This is a genomic window from Methanobacterium sp., assembly GCF_038562635.1.
Lineage (GTDB): Archaea > Methanobacteriota > Methanobacteria > Methanobacteriales > Methanobacteriaceae > Methanobacterium_D.
Map to the genome: position 1 here is coordinate 460,642 of NZ_JBCFBO010000001.1, position 19,102 is coordinate 479,743.

General features: G+C 33.7%; 20 protein-coding genes. 12 read left to right on the forward strand and 8 right to left on the reverse strand.

The window, feature by feature from the left end:
- The first annotated feature begins 29 nt into the window (after window positions 1–29).
- Window positions 30–527, forward strand: coding sequence for a MarR family transcriptional regulator (locus AAGU07_RS02130; RefSeq protein ID WP_342457574.1), 498 nt, complete (start codon window positions 30–32; stop codon window positions 525–527).
- 76 nt (window positions 528–603) lie between these two features.
- Here the strand turns inward: AAGU07_RS02130 and rfbB are convergent, their stop codons facing one another.
- The 5 genes from rfbB to AAGU07_RS02155 all read right to left on the reverse strand — a co-directional run bounded on the left by rfbB (window position 604) and on the right by AAGU07_RS02155 (window position 4,559).
- Complete coding sequence (gene rfbB / locus AAGU07_RS02135) at window positions 604–1,611, reverse strand: dTDP-glucose 4,6-dehydratase (RefSeq protein WP_342457575.1); 1,008 nt, start codon at window positions 1,609–1,611, stop codon at window positions 604–606.
- A 22-nt stretch (window positions 1,612–1,633) separates the two neighbouring features.
- Complete coding sequence (gene rfbC, locus AAGU07_RS02140; protein ID WP_342457576.1) at window positions 1,634–2,191, reverse strand: dTDP-4-dehydrorhamnose 3,5-epimerase; 558 nt, start codon at window positions 2,189–2,191, stop codon at window positions 1,634–1,636.
- Between the two features lie 39 nt (window positions 2,192–2,230).
- Window positions 2,231–3,106, reverse strand: coding sequence for a glucose-1-phosphate thymidylyltransferase RfbA (gene rfbA, locus AAGU07_RS02145; protein ID WP_342457577.1), 876 nt, complete (start codon window positions 3,104–3,106; stop codon window positions 2,231–2,233).
- Between the two features lie 27 nt (window positions 3,107–3,133).
- Window positions 3,134–3,970, reverse strand: a complete 837-nt coding sequence (gene rfbD / locus AAGU07_RS02150; RefSeq protein ID WP_342457578.1) for a dTDP-4-dehydrorhamnose reductase — start codon at window positions 3,968–3,970, stop codon at window positions 3,134–3,136.
- Between the two features lie 205 nt (window positions 3,971–4,175).
- The gene (locus AAGU07_RS02155; protein WP_342457579.1) at window positions 4,176–4,559 is read right to left on the reverse strand and encodes a CopG family ribbon-helix-helix protein; all 384 of its coding nucleotides are present in this window, start codon (window positions 4,557–4,559) and stop codon (window positions 4,176–4,178) included.
- Between the two features lie 121 nt (window positions 4,560–4,680).
- Here AAGU07_RS02155 and AAGU07_RS02160 point away from each other — a divergent pair, with 121 nt between their 5' ends.
- The 3 genes from AAGU07_RS02160 to AAGU07_RS02170 all read left to right on the forward strand — a co-directional run bounded on the left by AAGU07_RS02160 (window position 4,681) and on the right by AAGU07_RS02170 (window position 7,349).
- Window positions 4,681–5,565 (forward strand): zinc ABC transporter substrate-binding protein, encoded by an 885-nt coding sequence (locus AAGU07_RS02160; RefSeq protein WP_342457580.1) that lies wholly within the window; start codon window positions 4,681–4,683, stop codon window positions 5,563–5,565.
- A gap of 207 nt (window positions 5,566–5,772) precedes the next feature.
- The gene (locus AAGU07_RS02165) at window positions 5,773–6,525 is read left to right on the forward strand and encodes a metal ABC transporter ATP-binding protein (RefSeq protein WP_342457581.1); all 753 of its coding nucleotides are present in this window, start codon (window positions 5,773–5,775) and stop codon (window positions 6,523–6,525) included.
- A gap of 20 nt (window positions 6,526–6,545) precedes the next feature.
- Window positions 6,546–7,349, forward strand: coding sequence for a metal ABC transporter permease (locus AAGU07_RS02170; protein WP_342457582.1), 804 nt, complete (start codon window positions 6,546–6,548; stop codon window positions 7,347–7,349).
- Window positions 7,350–8,263: 914 nt separating this feature from the next.
- On the opposite strand, the gene AAGU07_RS02175 is transcribed toward AAGU07_RS02170, so the two are convergent.
- A complete protein-coding gene (locus AAGU07_RS02175; RefSeq protein ID WP_342457583.1) occupies window positions 8,264–9,376 on the reverse strand; it encodes a response regulator in 1,113 nt (370 codons plus the stop codon).
- 12 nt (window positions 9,377–9,388) lie between these two features.
- Entirely contained in the window at window positions 9,389–9,835 is a 447-nt protein-coding gene (locus tag AAGU07_RS02180) for a response regulator (protein ID WP_342457584.1), read from the reverse strand.
- Window positions 9,836–10,793: 958 nt separating this feature from the next.
- Between AAGU07_RS02180 and AAGU07_RS02185 the strand changes: the two genes are divergently transcribed.
- From AAGU07_RS02185 to AAGU07_RS02220, 8 genes are all read left to right on the forward strand, one after another.
- Window positions 10,794–13,466, forward strand: a complete 2,673-nt coding sequence (locus tag AAGU07_RS02185; protein ID WP_342457585.1) for a valine--tRNA ligase — start codon at window positions 10,794–10,796, stop codon at window positions 13,464–13,466.
- 66 nt (window positions 13,467–13,532) lie between these two features.
- Window positions 13,533–14,807 (forward strand): 3-phosphoshikimate 1-carboxyvinyltransferase, encoded by a 1,275-nt coding sequence (gene aroA / locus AAGU07_RS02190; RefSeq protein WP_342457586.1) that lies wholly within the window; start codon window positions 13,533–13,535, stop codon window positions 14,805–14,807.
- A 160-nt stretch (window positions 14,808–14,967) separates the two neighbouring features.
- Window positions 14,968–15,450 carry a GTP-binding protein gene (locus AAGU07_RS02195; RefSeq protein WP_342457587.1) on the forward strand — a complete coding sequence of 161 codons (483 nt, stop codon included), beginning with the start codon at window positions 14,968–14,970 and terminating at the stop codon, window positions 15,448–15,450.
- A gap of 35 nt (window positions 15,451–15,485) precedes the next feature.
- Window positions 15,486–16,394 carry a PD-(D/E)XK nuclease family protein gene (locus AAGU07_RS02200; RefSeq protein WP_342457588.1) on the forward strand — a complete coding sequence of 303 codons (909 nt, stop codon included), beginning with the start codon at window positions 15,486–15,488 and terminating at the stop codon, window positions 16,392–16,394.
- 31 nt (window positions 16,395–16,425) lie between these two features.
- Window positions 16,426–17,025, forward strand: a complete 600-nt coding sequence (gene nth / locus AAGU07_RS02205) for an endonuclease III (RefSeq protein ID WP_342459330.1) — start codon at window positions 16,426–16,428, stop codon at window positions 17,023–17,025.
- 348 nt (window positions 17,026–17,373) lie between these two features.
- The gene (locus AAGU07_RS02210) at window positions 17,374–17,772 is read left to right on the forward strand and encodes an FxLYD domain-containing protein (protein WP_342457589.1); all 399 of its coding nucleotides are present in this window, start codon (window positions 17,374–17,376) and stop codon (window positions 17,770–17,772) included.
- Window positions 17,773–17,818: 46 nt separating this feature from the next.
- Window positions 17,819–18,283 (forward strand): TMEM175 family protein, encoded by a 465-nt coding sequence (locus tag AAGU07_RS02215; RefSeq protein WP_342457590.1) that lies wholly within the window; start codon window positions 17,819–17,821, stop codon window positions 18,281–18,283.
- Entirely contained in the window at window positions 18,261–18,437 is a 177-nt protein-coding gene (locus tag AAGU07_RS02220) for a hypothetical protein (RefSeq protein ID WP_342457591.1), read from the forward strand. Before AAGU07_RS02215 ends, AAGU07_RS02220 begins: the two co-directional genes overlap by 23 nt.
- Before the next feature lie 39 nt (window positions 18,438–18,476).
- Here AAGU07_RS02220 and AAGU07_RS02225 read toward each other — a convergent pair whose 3' ends face one another.
- Window positions 18,477–19,073 carry a hypothetical protein gene (locus AAGU07_RS02225; RefSeq protein ID WP_342457592.1) on the reverse strand — a complete coding sequence of 199 codons (597 nt, stop codon included), beginning with the start codon at window positions 19,071–19,073 and terminating at the stop codon, window positions 18,477–18,479.
- Window positions 19,074–19,102 lie beyond the last annotated feature (29 nt).

Genomic DNA, 19,102 nt, shown 5'->3' on the forward strand with positions numbered 1-19,102 from the left:
ATCTAAATAATAACTTTTGGTTGGTAAAAATGGAACAGAATTCAAACCTAAAAGGACATTCAAATAGATTCGAAATGGAACAGTATATACTGGTATTCATATTTTTGATAGAGCAGCGTTGGGGTTATATAATCAATAAAGAACTTGCAGATGATAAAATAACAACTAAACAATGGTTAATGATGATTGTTATAGAAAACGCATTTGACCACGACCCATCTATGCAGGAAGTTGCAGATGCATTAAGTACCAGCCATCAAAATGTAAAACAGCTGGCAGTCAGATTAGAATCAAGGGGATTTATGAAGATAGAACGAGATCTCCATAACAGGCGTATTTTAAGACTGAGAACTACAGATGAATGCAGAAGGTACTGGGAAAAAAGGAGTCCTGAAGATGCTAAATCTATAATTTCTCTATTTAAAGGATTGGAAGATGAAGAAATAAGTTCATTATTCAATATTGTAATAAAACTGGAAAAAATATCAGGAAACCTGTATAATGAAGCTAAAAATGTAAAAAAGTAAATTGAATGTTTTAAGCCATTATCCTTATATTAAAAGTTTTAGGAGAGATCATCGATTTATTCCTCCTTTTTATAGCTCATCGGTTACTGTACATTCTTTCATAATAATCCATGTACTCGCCGCTTTTTATCCGTTCCCACCACTCTTTGTTATCTAAATACCACTGTATAGTTTCAACTATGCCTGTTTCGAAGGTATATTTTGGAGTCCAGCCCAATTCATTTTGTATTTTGCTGGAATCTATAGCATATCTCCTATCATGACCTAATCTATCTTTTACAAAGTGAATAAGAGATTCATGCTTATTTAAATTTTGAAGAATTAATTTTACTATTTCTATATTCTTTTTCTCGTTGTTTCCGCCTATATTATAGATTTCTCCAATTTTACCCCTATGAAGAACAAGATCTATAGCAGAACAATGGTCGTAAACATGCAGCCAATCTCTTACGTTCAGCCCATCACCGTATACCGGCAGAAGCTTATTTTCAAGGGCATTGGATATCATTAAAGGTATTAACTTCTCAGGGAACTGATATGGCCCGTAATTATTGGAGCATCTAGTTATGTTCACTGGCAGATCAAACGTTTTATTATACGCCCTGACCATTAAATCTGCGCTGGCCTTACTTGCAGAATAAGGACTATTAGGAGCTAGAGGAGTATCTTCCCGGAAATAACCTGTTTTTCCCAATGAACCATAAACTTCATCAGTTGATACCTGCAGATATTTTTTAATACCGTATTCTTTGGCAGCGTCTAAAAGAACCTGAGTTCCAAGTACATTTGACTTTATAAATATTTCAGGATCTTCAATACTGCGGTCTACATGAGATTCTGCTGCAAAGTTTACGATGTAGTCCACATCAGATGTGATTTTAAAAACTAAATCTTTATCGGTTATATCTCCTTTACAAAAGGTATAATTGGGATTATCTTCAATCCCCCTCAAATTCTCTAGATTTCCGCAGTATGTAAGGGAGTCTAAATTGACAATTTCATAGTCTCCATATTTATCAAGCATATATCTTACAAAATTGCTTCCTATAAACCCTGCTCCCCCAGTAATCAGTATCTTCATCATTATTTGTTCTCCACAGCATTATTTAAAAATCAGTACCAGTTTCTTTAAATGTTTTCCACTTCATGTCCTTTTCAGAGAGCATAATTTTCATATCTTGACCAATTGGCCATTCAACGTTTATATATGGGTCGTTCCAGAGTATTCCCCCTTCATCATGAGGATCATAAAAGTTGGTGCACTTGTAGGTAAATTCTGCTTCATCTGAAAGTACTAAAAAACCATGTGCAAACCCTTCAGGTACATAAAACTGTTTCTTATTTTCATCAGAGAGAATGACTCCTTCCCATTTACCATAAGTTGGTGAATCCTTTCTTAAATCAACCGCCACATCAAATACTTCCCCTTTTATAACACGGACCAGTTTACCCTGAGGTTTGGTATACTGAAAATGGAGCCCCCTTAAAACCCCTTTTTTGGATTTGGACTGGTTATCCTGAACAAAGTTAAAATCTAATCCTGCTTCCCTAAATTCTTCTGCATGGTAAGTCTCCATGAAGTAACCCCGTTCATCCCCAAACACGGTAGGTTCTATGATATAAACACCCTCAATAGATGTTTTTATAAATTTAAATTTACCCATATTCTTCCTCGCTTAAATTGAACTTTCTAAATTTGAATCTTAAAATCGGTTGTTATTAACTAATTCAGTAAGATAATTGCCGTATTCAGTTTTTTCTAAAGTTTTTGCCAGTTTAAGGACTTTTTCAGCATTTATCCACTCATTATGGTAAGCAATTTCTTCTAAACATGCTATAAAAAATCCCTGCCTTTTCTGTATAGCCTCAACAAAGTTGCTGGCCTCTAAAAGCCCATCATGTGTTCCTGTATCTAGCCATGCCATCCCACGACCTAACAATTCAACTTTTAATTGCTTCCGCTTCAAGTAAACCTCATTAACAGATGTAATCTCAAGTTCTCCCCGAGCAGAAGGCTTTACGTTTTTAGCTATTTCAATTACATCATTATCATAGAAATAAAGTCCAGGAATAACATATTTCGATTTTGGATTCTCTGGTTTCTCTTCAAGAGAAAGTACATTACCCTCCTCATCAAATTCAACTACGCCAAAAGCCCTTGGATTTTTAACATAATATCCAAAAATAACTGCACCATCTTTTAGTGCTGAAGCCCTTTTCAATATTTCACTGAACCTGTGACCGTGGAATATATTATCTCCAAGTACTAAAGCCACACTATCACTGCCAATGAAATCTTCTCCAACTATAAATGCTTCTGCAAGCCCTCTGGGTTCATCTTGCACCGCATACGAAAAAGAAACTCCCAGATCACTGCCGTCTCCTAATAAATCTTTATAGAGAGGTAAATCTCGAGGAGTGGAAATGATCAGTATTTCCCTGATACCTGCAAGCATAAGAACAGATAATGGATAATAAACCATTGGTTTGTCGTAAATAGGCAGTAACTGCTTTGAAACCGATTTTGTAATAGGGTAAAGTCGTGTACCAGATCCACCTGCCAGAACTATTCCTTTCATTTGTTATTCCTCCATTATGCAACCTATTTATAATAAGCCCATATACTCCCTTAAAGCCTCTTTATAACTTCGAATTTCTGGAAAACCTTCCATTTTCCAGTTATAATTTTCAAGAACTGAGTATTCTGGTCTTAAAGCAGGAGTAGGAAACTCTTCTGTAGTAACTGGTTTTACTTCAATATCAATTCCAGCTATATCAAAAATTTCTCTGGCATATTCATACCAGGAACAGTATTCACTATTTGTAACATGATAAATGCCGTAGATTGGTTTTTTAATAAGTTGCGCAATGGCATTTGCAAGATCTACAGTATAAGTAGGAGAACCTACCTGGTCATTAACAACTGAAATAGTATCATTTGTTTTAGCTAAATTAAGCATTGTAGTAACAAAATTAGGGCCGTGATAGCCGTATAACCATGCAGTTCTAACTATATAAAATTTGTCTAAAATGTCACGGGTATAAACTTCACCTAAATACTTAGTTTTACCATAAGCACTTAATGGATTGGTTTGATCATATTCATAATATGAACTGCCCTTAGTACCGTCAAAAACATAGTCTGTAGATATATAAACAAGGGCACTATCAGCTTCCCTGCATGCAACAGCAACGTTCCTTGTCCCCAGCACGTTTACTTTATATGCTAAATCAAATTTAGATTCACATTCATTAACATTGGTAAATGCCGCAGCATTCACCACTGCATCAGGATTAATCTCTTTTACTGTTTTGATTGTCTTATTAATATCTGTAATATCTAAAGTGTCAATTGTAGTGGTACTGATTTCATTTAGAGTAGATAAACTCTCCACTAAATCATGACCCAGCATACCTTCAGAACCAATGATTAATACTTTCATTTTTTTCAAATCCTATTAATAAGTAACTTACATATACACAAATTTATCTTTTATTTAACTTTATAATTTGTTTTAGGTTTATATTACTTATTATAAATAACATATACGTGAAATTTAATTGAATGAATTATTACATAAAATAGAGATGTACATAACTTTAATTTAGTTGTTATTTGATGAATAATCAATCATGCATAGTAAACATTTATACCACAATTAACTTAACATAATCAATTTTACGGCTTATCTGGAACATTTTAGCAATCTTTTTAATTCTATCTGCTGAACCATCTAAAATAAATATTTCAAGGCATGTGCTGTCTTTAAGGTGGCTGTGAATTTGGGTATTGACAATATCTTCAAAATCATGTTTTATTTCAGTTACCCTATCTTCAACTTCCTGTTTGTGAATTAAAACAAGTATCGCATTAATTTGACCTTCTAAAGCTTCTTTTTCCCTATTATCTGCTATTAACATCCTTGCACTTGCCCTAATTACATCAGATCTTCCAGAAAAACCGATTTCATCTTTTATTTTATCTATTTCTTCAAGCAACTTTTCATTGAGAGATATACTGACAATTGGCATGTTGTATTATAAGTTAATAAGCTATTATAAAGATTATGTTAAATTTTATTAACATTATATTTAAATATTAATAAGAACTAATAATAAAGCATACAAAGTTTAATAGCTTTGGGGGCTATGAATGGAAAAGAGAAGAATAATAATAGTATCATTACTTTTAATATTCATTTTAACAGCAGGATTATTCATTTATTTTGCTGCAAACAGTCAAGAAGAATCAGATAACAGTAAAATAAACGTAGTAGTGAGTATAGGTCCACAAGTTGAGTTTGTTAAAGCTGTAGGGGGAGATAAAGTAAATGTTATTTTAATGGTACCCTCTGGATCAGACCCACATACCTACGAGCCGTTACCTGAACAATTAACCAGCATCTCAAAAGCAAAAATGTATGCAGAAGTAGGGACACCAGTAGAGTTTGAAACAAATTACATGTCCAAAATAAAAAGCATTAATCAGGGTATGCTTATTGTAAACTGTTCAAAAGGGATAGAATTAATGCCTAATACTGCAGAAAATGAATCTGATGAAGTAGATCCACACGTTTGGACAAATCCTAAAAATGCTAAGATAATGGTTGAAAATATATATCAGGGATTAGTTCAGATAGACCCCTCAAATAAAGAATACTATCAAAAAAATCGCGACCAGTATTTACAGAAACTCGATGAATTAGATAAAAACACGACAAAAACATTTAAAGAGAAAAATAATTCTATTATACTTGTATTTCACCCTGCTTTCGGTTATTATGCCAAAGCATACAATCTTACCATGGTATCAGCTATGATCAATGATGAAGAACCATCACCACAGCGAATCGCAATGATGGTTGACACTGCCAAAAAAAATAATATAAGTGTGGTATTTACAGAGCCCCAGTACAACCCAAAATATATGCAGTCAGTAGCCTCCCAAATAGGAGGTAGAGTTGTATTTGTAAATGATCTTGATGAAAATTACCTGCAAAACATGGAAAATGTCGCTAAAGCATTCTCAGGGTCTTAAAAAAAATTAATTTTTAAAATTTTATTTGTATTTCATTCAGGATCAGCAATATAACAGAAAGATGCTGCTGATTCTCCTTATTTAACAGTTAATTATATAAATTGAAGGTTAAATTAGGACCATTACGTGGTTGAAACCAGCAATATAAGCTGAAAAATATGTTAAACCCCTAAGTCTAACAACAATAAAAAAAACAAAGGTTAAATTATGGCTTCAAAAGTAGTTGAAATTAGCAATGTTTCAAAAAAATTTGGCAAATTATCAGTTCTTCATGATATTAACCTCATTGTAAATGAAAAAGATTTAATGGCAATAATAGGTCCAAACGGAGGTGGAAAAAGTACTCTCATTAAAATCATCATGGGGATCCTGACACCAGACACCGGTGAAGTCAAAATCTTCGACAGGGAGCCTAAAAAATCCAGAAAATTAATGGGATATCTACCTCAGCATGTTGCTTTTGATCCTGATTTTCCTATAAATGTTTTTGACACAGTACTTTCCGGCAGATATCACGGATTATTTAAAGGTTACACAAAAAGCGATGAAAAAGCAGTCAAAAAGGCATTAAAAGACGTTGAGATTTACAAATTAAGAGATAGACAAATAAGCGAGATCTCAGGGGGACAAATGCAGAGGGTTTTTATAGCTCGTTCCATTGTAAGAGAGCCTAAACTTCTCATTATGGATGAACCCATGGCCAGCATAGATCCTGAAATGCAAAATTCGTTCTACAAATTACTATCCCGTTTGAATGATAAAATGACTATAATCTTAATAAGTCATGATGTAGGGGCAGTTTCGACCCATGTTGATAAAATAGCATGCCTTAACCGTGAATTATTTTATCATGGCCCAGTGGAAGGTTCTGCAAAAGGATTAGAAGAGGTTTATAAATGCCCCCTTGAACTTATAAGCCATGGTATTCCCCACAGAGTGCTGGGAAAACATGAAAAATAATACAATAAAGGAGATTATTAATGATTGAGAATATACTTCAGTATCAGTTCATGCAGAGAGCGTTTATAGCAGCGTTGCTCGTGAGTATCGCGTGCGGAATCGTTGGAACCTACGTAGTTATAAAAAGAATAGTCTCTCTAAGTGGAGCAATATCCCATGCTGCTTTTGGTGGTGTAGGTCTTGGCTACTTTTTAGGTGTAAATCCAGTACTGGCAGCTATTCCCTTCAGTATTTTATCTGCAATGGGAATAGGTGCAATTAGAGATCGGGTTAAAGTTAGTGAAGACACAGCTATTGGAATATTATGGAGTGTAGGCATGGCTATTGGTATAATTTTCATAAATTTAACTCCAGGAAACGCTCCAGACCTCTTTAGTTACCTTTTTGGAAGCATACTAACCATAGACAACTCTGATCTTTTTATAATGTTCATTCTAGATCTAATAATTATAGCAACAGTTTTCCTGTTCCAGAGAGAATTTCTGGTTATATCCTTCGATGAAGAATTTTCAAAGGTACTGGGAGTTCCTACAGAATTTATTTACATGCTTCTCCTGTCCCTAGTGGCTTTAAGTGTTGTAGTTCTTATTAAAGTAGTTGGAGTTATCCTTATAATTGCCCTTTTAAGCATTCCTGCTGCCATAAGCAAACAGTTTACCTATGATATCAAAAAATTAATGGCATTTTCCATTATAACCGGTGCTATTCTAACTGTGATTGGCCTGCTGCTTTCATACATATTCAATTTAGCTTCAGGAGCGACTATTATTTTAGTTTTAGGAATAACTTTCACAGTAGTTTCGCTGGTAAAAAAATACTGGTAATTCATTATAATCCAGATTATACATCAAATAACAGGATTAAAAATTGAATTTACCATTCTAAACTTCTTTTTCTTAAGATTTTATGCACAGATAATATCACATGTGAAATAACTCACATTTTAATGGACAAAATTTTATTTATTTGTGATAATTACTTTAAATCAAGGGCCGAACAAGTCCTGGTGAAAAGTCTGGATAAAATCATCCTTCTTGTTATTTTTTCCATTCTTTTCACCTCCTTTATGCCTTCTGATTTTGAAATTTTATACGCCGGACCTTAAAATAAGAAATTTATGGTGAAATTTTTAATTTTATGAATTCGAAATTGAGATTATGGCGAAATTTTAAATTTAGCAAGTGTTAAAGATGATAAATCTCTGACAGATTTTCTTGGGGATTTTAACAGTTTTTATCACATTAAATTCTTTGAATTTTGAGGATTTTAGCAATTTTTAAAAAATAAGTTTTATATGCAGACCAAGATATAATTATAAATTGGTCTGCAAATGTATGCGTGGAGGCGATAACTAGGCAACTATCTATATTTACATGCACTAGTTTTCAATTAGATAATATATTATTACTTATTAATAATACTTTCCATTATTTGATATTATTAACTTATCAACCTAATAATCAGTATATTGTACATTCTCAATATTGAATATATCATTCAATTTAAAATTTCTCTAATAAATTTAATTGAAAATACATAGGACTAGTTAATTAACTTAATTACATTAACTAAAATTGAAAGCTTGAATATTCAAAAATAATTAAATTTATACAATGATCTGTGATTATAGATATCATATTTGTTTTAAACCATTTTTAGATGTTATATCAATTAAATTATAGATTCAAAAATTTAATATAAATAATCTCAAAATAAGAAAATAAAATTCAAATACTGTTTATACTTTAATTTCACTTAAAATAAGGCAAATTTTCTTTTTATCTTCCATAAACTCAATTGAACCATTAAAATGCTCTAATATCGTCATTATAAATTTTAACATTGATTTTGATTTTTTAGGTCCATTAATATCTTCTCCAATACCACCATAATCCATTACCAGTTTAACATTCCCATCATAAGATTTTAAACTAATGTTTAACTCACATTTATCCTGATCTGATTCAAAGTAGTTACCTTCAATAAATTCATATTTTAATTCATCTGATACAAGCTCATTTAGAATTAATCCAAGGATAATTGCAGTATTTATATCAATTAAAACTCCACCCATATCTAAATTTAGTTTAACAAGATCTTTATCAACAGCATATACATCCAGTAGATAATTTATGAGGAGAGCCGTATACGTATTAAAATTAACCATTGCAAAATCTTCAGACTGATCTAGTATTTCATTAAGCATCATAATAGCATTTATACGAGTCTGGCTTTTAATATAGAAATCAGCTGAATCTTCCTCTTTAATCACAGATGCATCTACAGTTATTATAATTGAGATCAATTCCAGAGTAAACTGAATACGCTTATATATTTCATCTATGAGCGTTTCTTTTTCCTTTATTTCTTCTTGAAGATATTTATTGGCTCTTTCTAGCTCTTCTGTTCTTTTTTCAACCAGTTCATTTAGATAATATCTGTGCCTGATGAGTTCATCTTCAATTAATTTACGTTCAATAGCATAAGATATAGATCGAGACAATAAAAGACTGTTGACCTGTCCTTTTACAAGATAATCCTGCGCACCTTCGCTTACAGCTTTAATGGCTGTTTCTTCATCATTGAACCCGCTCAATATTACAATAGGTATCTCAGGGGCCTGTTCATATACGCTGAAGAATGTATCAAGCCCAACACTATCAGGAAGACTCAAATCAAGAAGTAAAATATCAAAATCTTTCCTAACAAGACACCTAAGCCCATCAGAAAGTCTTTTAGAATGGTGCAGTTCAAATACAGGACTTTTAACTTCTTTCAACATTTCTTCTATTAATCTGAAATCTTCAGGATTATCTTCAATTATTAAAACTTTGATAAGCTTATCCTCCATATATTAACCCCATCAATCTCCATTTAAATTAGAAGGTAATTTAACAACTGAAAGCCAAAAATCTTCAATAGAGTTTATAACTTTAAGAAACTGGTCAAAATCCACAGGTTTGGTGATATAACAATTTGCATGATTATTATAGGTTTTAATTATGTCTTCTTCAGCACTTGAAGTAGTTAAAATAACAATTGGCACGCGTTTTAATGCATCATCTTCCTTCAATTCTTTTAAAACTTCACGACCATCTTTACGGGGCAAATTTAGATCAAGCAAAATAACATCAGGTCTCGGTATGTCTGCATACTCCAATTCTTGATTTAAAAAGGCCATTGCCTCTACACCATCCTTTACCACGTACAATCTATTTTTAGTTTTTGTATCTTTGAAGACTTCTTTTATGAGTCGTGCATCTGCGGGATTATCTTCAACCAGTAAGATATTTATTGGATTGGTCATCATTGTATTCCCTCCTATGAAGTATACTTTTTAAAAGCACAAATTCCATATATTAATTTAAAGTATTATATCTTTTCTGACTATTTAATAAATTTTGTAGTGAGTAATCAATATTTTAAACCATGTTAAAATATTTTAACCCGCAGGTTAACTTAAATAAACTAATTTATAAGTTTAAAATATAATTAGATAAAAATATAGCATTAAATTTTAATTTTAGATTAGAAAACTGTGAAAAATAAGAATTCTAAAAATATAGAGTATATTCTATTATTTAAATTTGAGATATAAATTACAAAGCTATATTCAAATTATAAGCGTATCATATATGTTAATGGAATTAACCTCCATTTTTCATACTATAAGTTTTATATGAATAAATAACTGTATAACATCATCCATGCCCCTGTCTGGGAATATTATGCATGTATTATTGGACTTATCTGTATTGGAATATTTAAATATTAAAAAAGATTTTTTTCACATGTTTTAAAGTATTTTCTGATAGAAATGGTAACAAATAATTGTTATACCCAAGACTAGAAAAATGAATTTTACATACAGCAACTAGCCCATAGATATAATGAGCTATAATTACTTAAGCATTGTAATTACATGATATTATAAATAGTAAATTAGATAAATGAAAACAACTTATATATGGTTTATTATCGCATTTTAGACTTATAACTTTAGATAAATGCTTAACAGGACGTTATAAATATTAATTTCTTTTAAACAAAATAATTTTTATAAATATATTCAAATCCCATTATATATAATGAGAATAAATCATGAATGTTAATTTTATTTAAAGTTTTAAGGCTACATTTAAATTATAATTTTATCATATATTCTATTAGAATTAATTTCCATATCCCTTTTAAACCATGAAGTTAATTAAATTAAATTAGTAAACATTAAATTAACTATTCTTAAATTTACATAAAGGAGAAGTGAGATGACCAACGACAATATTCCAAAGGACTATGATCATAAAAAAGAAGCCTTATGGCAGGATAAATGGCAAAGAGACGATACGTATAAGTTCATAGGTGACGGAACAAGGCCAAATTACATAATTGATACACCTCCACCATATCCTACAGGTGCTACCCACATGGGGCACGTCTTAAACTGGACATACATAGACATAATAGCAAGATTTAAAAGAATGCAGGGCTATGATGTCCTTTTCCCACAGGGTTGGGACTGCCACGGGCTTCCTACAGAAGTTAAAGTCGAAGAAACTCATGGCATCAGAAAAGGAGATGTTCCAAGGGCTAAATTCAGGGAAATGTGTGTAGATCTTACACGTACAAACATCAAACAGATGAAATCCCAGATGCTGTCAATGGGTTTTTCACAGGACTGGTCCAGAGAATTTGTGACCATGACTCCAGAATATATGAAAAGGACACAGCTGTCCTTTTTAAAAATGTACGACCAAGGATTGATTTATAGAGGAATTCACCCGGTAAACTGGTGTCCAAGGTGTGAAACCGCGATAGCTTTTGCAGAGGTAGAATACCATGAAAATGAAACCTACCTGAATTATCTGGAATTTCCGGTTGAAGAAAGTGAAAAAGGTCTCATGATAGCAACAACCAGACCTGAACTTTTATCAGCTTGTGTAGCTGTCGTTGTACACCCCGAAGACGAAAGATATAAAGAAATGGCAGGGAAAAAAGTAGAAATACCTTTATTTGGGCGTAACGTTGAAATAATAACTGATGAAGAAGTTGATCCCGAATTTGGTACTGGGGCAGTTATGATATGTACCTTCGGTGATAAAACTGACGTTTTATGGGTAAACAAATATAATCTGGATATAATAGAAGCACTTGACGAAAAAGGTGTAATGAAAGATGTTTCATGCAAATATGCAGGTATGAATACCCAGGACTGTAAAAAACAGATCATTGAAGACCTGAAAAATGAAGGGTACCTCAAAAAACAGGAAAAAGTAGACCAGAACGTTGGATTATGCTGGAGGTGTAAAACTCCAATAGAGATACTGGTTAAAAATCAGTGGTTTGTAGCAGTAAAAGACCTCATACCTGAAGTAAGAGAAGCCAGCGCTGAAATGAAGTGGACTCCAGAGCACATGGAAACACGTCTTTTAAACTGGACCGGTTCAATGGACTGGGACTGGTGTATATCCCGTCAAAGGATATTTGCAACTCCTGTTCCAGTATGGTACTGCAGCAAGTGTGGAAAAGTACATCTTGCAACTCCAGATATGCTCCCAGTAGATCCAACGCAGGACAAACTAGAAGGAAAATGCGAATGCGGTAACGATGAATTCATCGGAGAAACAGATGTACTTGATACATGGATGGACAGTTCAATAAGTCCTCTTTCTATTACAGGCTGGCCTGACGAGGACTTTAAAAAATATTACCCTGCATCACTCAGACCGCAGGGGCATGATATCATAAGGACATGGGCATTTTACACAATACTCCGGTGTAAAGCACTTACAGGGGAAAAACCATTTGGTGAAATAGTTGTAAACGGAATGGTATCAGGTGAAGACGGCCATAAAATGAGTAAATCAAGGGGCAACACCATATCGCCAGAAGAAGTGCTTGAAGAATATGGTGCAGATGCACTCAGGCTTTGGGCTGCAAATAGTGTTCCAGGTTCTGATGTTCCTTTTGCATGGAAAGATGTAAAATATGGATATAAATTCATTAGAAAATTCTGGAATGCATTTAGATTTATAAATATGCATATACAAGACTTTAAACTGAACGTAAGTGAAGAAGAAATCCAGAAGAACTTAGATCCTATGGATAAATGGATATTATCAAAATTAAACCGGTTGCTTGCTGATGTAATGGGTTCAATAGAATCATATAATTTTGCCAATGTGGTAAACAGTATTCAGGCCTTTATATGGCATGATTTCTGTGATGAATACATTGAAGCTGTAAAATACAGGCTTTACAATGATTCTCCCGAACTCGAAATGTCAAAAGAAGCCTCCCAGTATACACTTCAAGCGGTTATATCGACTTCACTAATCATGCTGGCGCCGCTGACTCCTCACTTTGCAGATGAAATTTACCAGTATGTTTCTGATACTGGTATAAGCATCCACAAAACTCTGTGGCCAGATGTAAACTTTGAATTAATTGATGATGCGGCAGAAGAAACTGGAGAAATCGGAGTAGAACTTATAGGAGAGATCAGGAGATTCAAAGCATCCAAGAAAATGCCTTTAAATGCAAAGATTAAAACTCTAAACATATACACTCCTGACACTGCTTTAATTGGCCAGATCGAAAACCTGGAAGAAGACATAAAAGGCACCATGAGAATAGAAAGTTTAGATGTGATGACGGGAAAACCAGATATTAAAGAAAAAGTAGTTGAAATCACTCCAGTCATGGCAAAAATAGGTCCTGAATTTAAAGGAGACGCTCCTAAGATTGTAAACTATTTACAGTCCGAAAATATGGATGAAATTGTAGCAACCCTTGATGATAAAGGAGAAATCACAATTGAAGGCAACAAATTGACATGGGACCATATTGAAGCCAAGAAAGTGGCGGTTGGTAAGACTGGAGAGAAGGTAGAAGTAATTCACGCAGCTAATTTAGATGTAATCTTAGAGGTAATTGTTTAACCTAAAAATTTCGAAAGAGTTTACACCGCTTAAAAATAGAAAATTTTTAAAAATTTACGTGATTCAATGGAACTGGAAATTCAAAAAACTGATAGGATTGAAGGGGTTATCAAAGCTCCTCCTTCCAAAAGTTACACCCACAGGGCTATTATAATTTCATCACTTGCAGAGGGGAAATCTATACTCAATGACCCCCTGTACTCTGAGGACACACTTGCATCTTTAAATGCATGTAGGGCACTTGGATGTGAAATTAAAAAGGAAGATGACAGATGCATCGTTAATGGTACTGGAGGAGTTTTAGAAACACCAGAAGATGTTGTAGACCTTAAAAATTCAGGGACAACACTTAGAATAATGACCAGCGTCTCGGCTCTTGCTTCAAATTATACTGTTTTAACAGGCGACAGCTCACTTAGAACAAGGCCCATGCAGGATTTATTAGATGCCCTTAAAAGTCTGGGAGTTACAGCATTTTCATCTCGAGGAAATGGGAAACCACCAATATGTATCAAAGGAGGGTTTAAAGGAGGTAAAACAGGTATAAAAGGTGATGTAAGCTCTCAGTTTATTTCATCTCTTCTTATCGCATCTCCCTATGCCCCTAATTCTGTTGATATCAACGTGGAGGGTGATTTCATCTCCAAACCTTATGTAGATATGACAACAGACATCATGGAGAAATTTGGAGTTAGTCTGGACTATAACAAAAAACAGGGATCATTCCATATAGATCCCCAAACCTACAAAGGCAGGGATTATACAGTTGAAGGAGATTATTCCTCAGTTTCTTATATAATAGGGGCGGCCGCAGCACTTAAAGGCAAAGTTACAGTAAAAAATGTTTTTAAAGACTCAAAACAGGGAGATAAACAAATATTGGATATTGTCAAAGATATGGGTGCTGAAGTTGAAGTTAAAAAAGATGAAGTTACAATAATTGGGCATGGAGAACTTAACGGTACGCATGTGAACCTGGAAAATGCTCCAGATCTGCTGCCCACTGTTGCAGCACTTGGAGCCATATCAAACGGCGTTACAACTATTGGGAATGTAGAACACGCCCGTTTTAAGGAAACAGACAGGATTCATACCTGTGCCCTTGAACTCTCAAAACTGGGCGTAAAGGTTACAGAAAAAAAAGATGGACTTGTAATTAAAGGAGGAGCTAAGGGGGGAACAGTTAAATCTCATGGAGACCACCGCCTTGTGATGGCGCTCTCGCTTGTTGGATTAAAAACAGGTGGTTTAACCATAGAAAACGCGTCAGTTTATGATGTATCGTTCCCTAATTTCCCTGATGCTATGAAAAGACTTGGATGTAATATAAAAACAAAATAGAACCATTAACTAAATTTTATTTAATCCTTTAACTACAATGTACACTATTACAAAAAAATTTTCCCACAAAAAAGCAAATACCTGTTTAGTGCTTCAACTATATGGTAATCTATTTAATTACTGAAAATATAGTATTTTTATTACAAAAAAGGGGAACCAGATGGACATGACAAGAAAAAAAGTAACCAAAATCGTAATCCTTGGGTCAGCCGATTCAGGAAAAACAACTGTTATAGAAACTCTTTTAAATAGAAGAGAAGAAAAAGTAACCAAAATAGAATGTAACGGTACGACAGTTTCACTTGATTACGGAAACACTGTTATTAATGGTGAAAAAGTCCATATTTTCGGCACTCCAGGTCAGGAAAGGTTCAAGTTCATGCGGGAAATATTAACTACTAATTTAAGCGGTGCAATTGTAGTAGTTGATAATTCTGTAGGCGTTACAGATATGGATATCAGAATACTGGAAACATTAAACGGTGGAAACATCCCATATGTAGTTTTTGTAAATAAACAGGATATTGCTCCTGGAGATCTTGAATCTGAATATATAAAACCCAATATTCCGCTAATTCCAACCACTGCAACAACAGGGAAAGGAATCCAAGAGGGATTAGAAGTTCTCTTAAAATTAGTATAAAACCTTAATAACTTTAATTTTCTTTTATTGATAATATGTCCTCCATTATTTTAGGCCCATCAACAATTGCAAGCCAGTTCTGGTGTGAAATGGCAGTTGATTTGAGGCGCCAGTACGGTGAAGTTCAAACACCAGAGAAAGAAAAAGGCAGTGAAATCCATAAAGACAGATTTCTTGAAGTTTTAGAAGAAATAGTAGTTGAAATTAAAACTCCTGCCGATAAACTCCATTCTAACGTTCATAATATGAATGTAGAACTTGAATTATACCAGAAAGAAGGTTTAACCCGCGAACTACCTATTTTATCTAAATTTAAAAGTGCGCTTATAAAAGGCATTATTGATGAGATTAAACTTGTAGAAGAAGTTGAAGGCCTAAAAACGTGCAAAAGAACTCAAATAATTGAGATGAAAACACGAAAAAGCCAGAACCCACCATCATCCCAGCAGATAATTAAAGATAAAATGCAGGGCATGATTTACTGGTACGTGCTCAACGCCATGATAAATGGAAAGACTGAAACGGGAGATTTCTGGTCTGCTTACGGCGTTGACTTAATTGAACCCGATTTTAATGAAATTATTTTAAGTGAAGAGTATATGGAAAGCCTTGAAATTCCTGAAAATAAGCAAAATGAAATTGGCACTCTTCTTGGGGTTGGAAAACTTATAAATGAAGTTATGACTAAATTTAAGGAGCTTCCTGAACTATCTAAGACTATTGAAATCATTTATATAAATCAAAAGACACTTACAGAAGTCCACAAAGAAAAATACAGGTTTGATGAAAGATTTTTTACCCGCGGGATGGAATGGGCACTTGAATATTGGTCTGGAAAAAGGGAGCCTGCATCTGTTGGGGAAGCAAACAACTGGAAATGCAATTTCTGCGGCTACTACACACTCTGCCCTGCTATCCATAAGAAATGGAAACAAGGTGATTAAAATTCAAACTCAAAAGAAAATCAAAATAATAATGGACAGGCTCCATAAATACGTTAAGAAACCTATAGGAAATCCAAATCCATTTAGGGTACTGATTACAACAATTTTATCCCAGCGAACCAGGGATGAAAACACAGATGAAGCAGCAGCTACTCTCTTTGCAGTATACAAAACACCAGAGCAAATTGCAAATGCCCCAATTGAAGAAATAGAAGTGTTAATCAAAAAAGCTGGCTTTTTCAGGGTGAAAGCAAAAAGGGTAAAAGAAGTTTCCAGGATAATCCATGAAGATTACAATGATGTCGTCCCTAATGATATAAATGAACTTCTGGCTCTTCCAGGAGTGGGAAGGAAAACAGCAAACTGTGTTCTAGTTTATGGGTTTAGATTAAATGCAATTCCTGTAGATGTACATGTACATCGGATATCAAACAGGTTAGGGCTTGTAGAAACAAAATCTCCAGAAGAAACTGAAATGGAGCTCATGAAAATCGTTCCTGAAGACTACTGGCTTGATTTAAATGAGAGTTTTGTGAGGTTTGGGCAGGATATCTGCAGACCTATTGGCCCTAAGCATGAAGAGTGTCCAGTTAATGACCTGTGTGATTTTTATAAGGATATGAAGAAGTAATCCTCTTAAAAAATAAAATCAATTAACCAATTCTTATTTCTTTCAATTTATACATCTGATTATTCTTCCATGCCATTTTAGGTATTAGTATCTCCTACTTTTAAAAATTAATGTGCTAGTATACACTTTTCTTGATTTATCTCCCATATTATTTCATTTACTCTTTTTTTATTTCGTGCAATCTTTGTTATTTTTATGTAAAACAACCTTTTAACCACTCTCAAAAAACAGAAATATTTCATTGAAGTTCATTTTTAGAAATTGTTAAATAATATCGATCATATAATTAGTAATACTTTTCTTACTAAAATTACAGGTATTGAAGGTCGGATATGCGTGGGAAATATTATGTACATTGCATCATTCACGTTAATCGTTCTTACTTTAGCTGGTGCCTTGAGTCTGGTTAACGTAAACGATTATTTTACCAAAAGCAATGCCTATGAAAATACTGCACAAACAATTGACCCCCATGATGATATAAAAATTTTAAATGAACAGATGGTACTAACTGGGCTAGATAAATATGTTATCAACGGGCAGGCGCAAAATACAGGCCAATACAAACTGAGATATGTTTCTATAACAGTCAATTTTTATGATAAATATGGTCATTTATTATATTCCAGTTTTGATGCTAAAAGCTACATTAATCCCGGTGAAACATGGAATTTTGAAGTTCCCTATCGAAAATCAGGTACGCCCTATTCTTACAGAGTAAAAGTTGGGCCAACTTTACTTAAATAAACATTAAATTTTTAATTTTGGAGAAATAAAATGCCCCAGTTAAGAGATGACTACAACATTTGCAGGACATGACTTACAGCGGACAAAAGCCCTTGCAGACGGCGTATTCTCCATTGCAATGACTATTCTTGTGCTTGAACTCAGTATTCCCTTTTTTGGATCAGTTCACAACGAAGGAGATTTATGGATTATCTTATTGCAGGTAGCCCCAAGATTATTGGTTTATTTCATGAGTTTTATCACTTTGGGAATTTTCTGGACATGTCACTCCCTGCAGTACACTTTTATTACAGAAAGCGGCCGGCATTTAAACTGGATCTCTATTTTCTTCCTGATGTTTGTTGTATTGGTACCCTTTTCCACTGCTTTTTTAACTGGATATATTACATTCAAACTAGCTATAGGGCATTACTGGCCAAATATCCTAATTCTCGGGATTTTTACATATGTTCACTGGCAGTACGCCTGTAAAAGTGGCTTTATTTCACATGAAATCTCTAAAAAAAGTTGACAAATCACTGCGAAACAGGATCATTACTGCACAGATATTTTACGCCATTGCAGCACTCCTATGCTTCATCAGTACCTATCTAAGCATTGCAATTCTCATTGCAATTCAGCTTAACTATGCCCTTGCACCTAGTTTTAGACATAAATATAAATAAATCATAGTTTTTACTGATCTTATTGAAATTTATTGTAAATTATTCCTTTTTTAGAGAACGCCTTCTGTAAAGAATTATCCAGATCATTGTCACTATTCCAGTAAATACAGCCACATACACTAGACTAATAGCGCTTTCTCCACCATAGATAACACTCCACAGTATTTTTAAGGAAATTATAATAAACAACAGGATTATACCCCATTTTAATGATCGTTTCCAGAAGGCATAACCCAGCAGGAAAATTCCCGCAATTAATGCCCCAAATTCAGTTAATTTCATAACTGATAAAGGGCCTAATATCCACTCTTTCTCTTTAGCAAGGAATTCTTCTACTGTAGGGTTCACCACATCTGGTGCCTGGAAAAAAACAGAACTTAAAAGTGTTAAAAAAATCATAGCTGCTGCAAGGGTTGCATTTCTTTTAAGTGCAAAATAACAAAATCCTATCATAAATACTGGCCTAATTAACCAGCTTAATACATTAGCGTGCCTGCTGAAGTACCAGTTAGCAAATCCAGTATTTGTCATTAGTAGTACCCACAAAAAAACACTTAAAAATGCAAATAATAACAATCCAGAATATTTTCTAAGGAAAGTATACATTTTATTTGCATTGGTGTTTATTTCGTCCATAACATGTACCTCTCTAAATCTTTAAAATC

Bases quoted from the DNA above. Each gene is read 5' to 3' on its own strand.
- rfbB (WP_342457575.1), bottom strand. From the start codon at position 1,611: ATGATGAAGATACTGATTACTGGGGGAGCAGGGTTTATAGGAAGCAAT.
- AAGU07_RS02185 (WP_342457585.1), top strand. From the start codon at position 10,794: ATGACCAACGACAATATTCCAAAGGACTATGATCATAAAAAAGAAGCC.
- AAGU07_RS02210 (WP_342457589.1), top strand. From the start codon at position 17,374: ATGTACATTGCATCATTCACGTTAATCGTTCTTACTTTAGCTGGTGCC.
- aroA (WP_342457586.1), top strand. From the start codon at position 13,533: ATGGAACTGGAAATTCAAAAAACTGATAGGATTGAAGGGGTTATCAAA.
- AAGU07_RS02160 (WP_342457580.1), top strand. From the start codon at position 4,681: ATGGAAAAGAGAAGAATAATAATAGTATCATTACTTTTAATATTCATT.
- AAGU07_RS02180 (WP_342457584.1), bottom strand. From the start codon at position 9,835: ATGATGACCAATCCAATAAATATCTTACTGGTTGAAGATAATCCCGCA.
- AAGU07_RS02195 (WP_342457587.1), top strand. From the start codon at position 14,968: ATGGACATGACAAGAAAAAAAGTAACCAAAATCGTAATCCTTGGGTCA.
- AAGU07_RS02155 (WP_342457579.1), bottom strand. From the start codon at position 4,559: ATGCCAATTGTCAGTATATCTCTCAATGAAAAGTTGCTTGAAGAAATA.
- AAGU07_RS02130 (WP_342457574.1), top strand. From the start codon at position 30: ATGGAACAGAATTCAAACCTAAAAGGACATTCAAATAGATTCGAAATG.
- rfbC (WP_342457576.1), bottom strand. From the start codon at position 2,191: ATGGGTAAATTTAAATTTATAAAAACATCTATTGAGGGTGTTTATATC.
- nth (WP_342459330.1), top strand. From the start codon at position 16,426: ATGGACAGGCTCCATAAATACGTTAAGAAACCTATAGGAAATCCAAAT.
- AAGU07_RS02220 (WP_342457591.1), top strand. From the start codon at position 18,261: ATGAAATCTCTAAAAAAAGTTGACAAATCACTGCGAAACAGGATCATT.
- rfbA (WP_342457577.1), bottom strand. From the start codon at position 3,106: ATGAAAGGAATAGTTCTGGCAGGTGGATCTGGTACACGACTTTACCCT.
- AAGU07_RS02215 (WP_342457590.1), top strand. From the start codon at position 17,819: ATGACTACAACATTTGCAGGACATGACTTACAGCGGACAAAAGCCCTT.
- AAGU07_RS02175 (WP_342457583.1), bottom strand. From the start codon at position 9,376: ATGGAGGATAAGCTTATCAAAGTTTTAATAATTGAAGATAATCCTGAA.
- AAGU07_RS02225 (WP_342457592.1), bottom strand. From the start codon at position 19,073: ATGGACGAAATAAACACCAATGCAAATAAAATGTATACTTTCCTTAGA.
- AAGU07_RS02200 (WP_342457588.1), top strand. From the start codon at position 15,486: ATGTCCTCCATTATTTTAGGCCCATCAACAATTGCAAGCCAGTTCTGG.
- AAGU07_RS02170 (WP_342457582.1), top strand. From the start codon at position 6,546: ATGATTGAGAATATACTTCAGTATCAGTTCATGCAGAGAGCGTTTATA.
- rfbD (WP_342457578.1), bottom strand. From the start codon at position 3,970: ATGAAAGTATTAATCATTGGTTCTGAAGGTATGCTGGGTCATGATTTA.
- AAGU07_RS02165 (WP_342457581.1), top strand. From the start codon at position 5,773: ATGGCTTCAAAAGTAGTTGAAATTAGCAATGTTTCAAAAAAATTTGGC.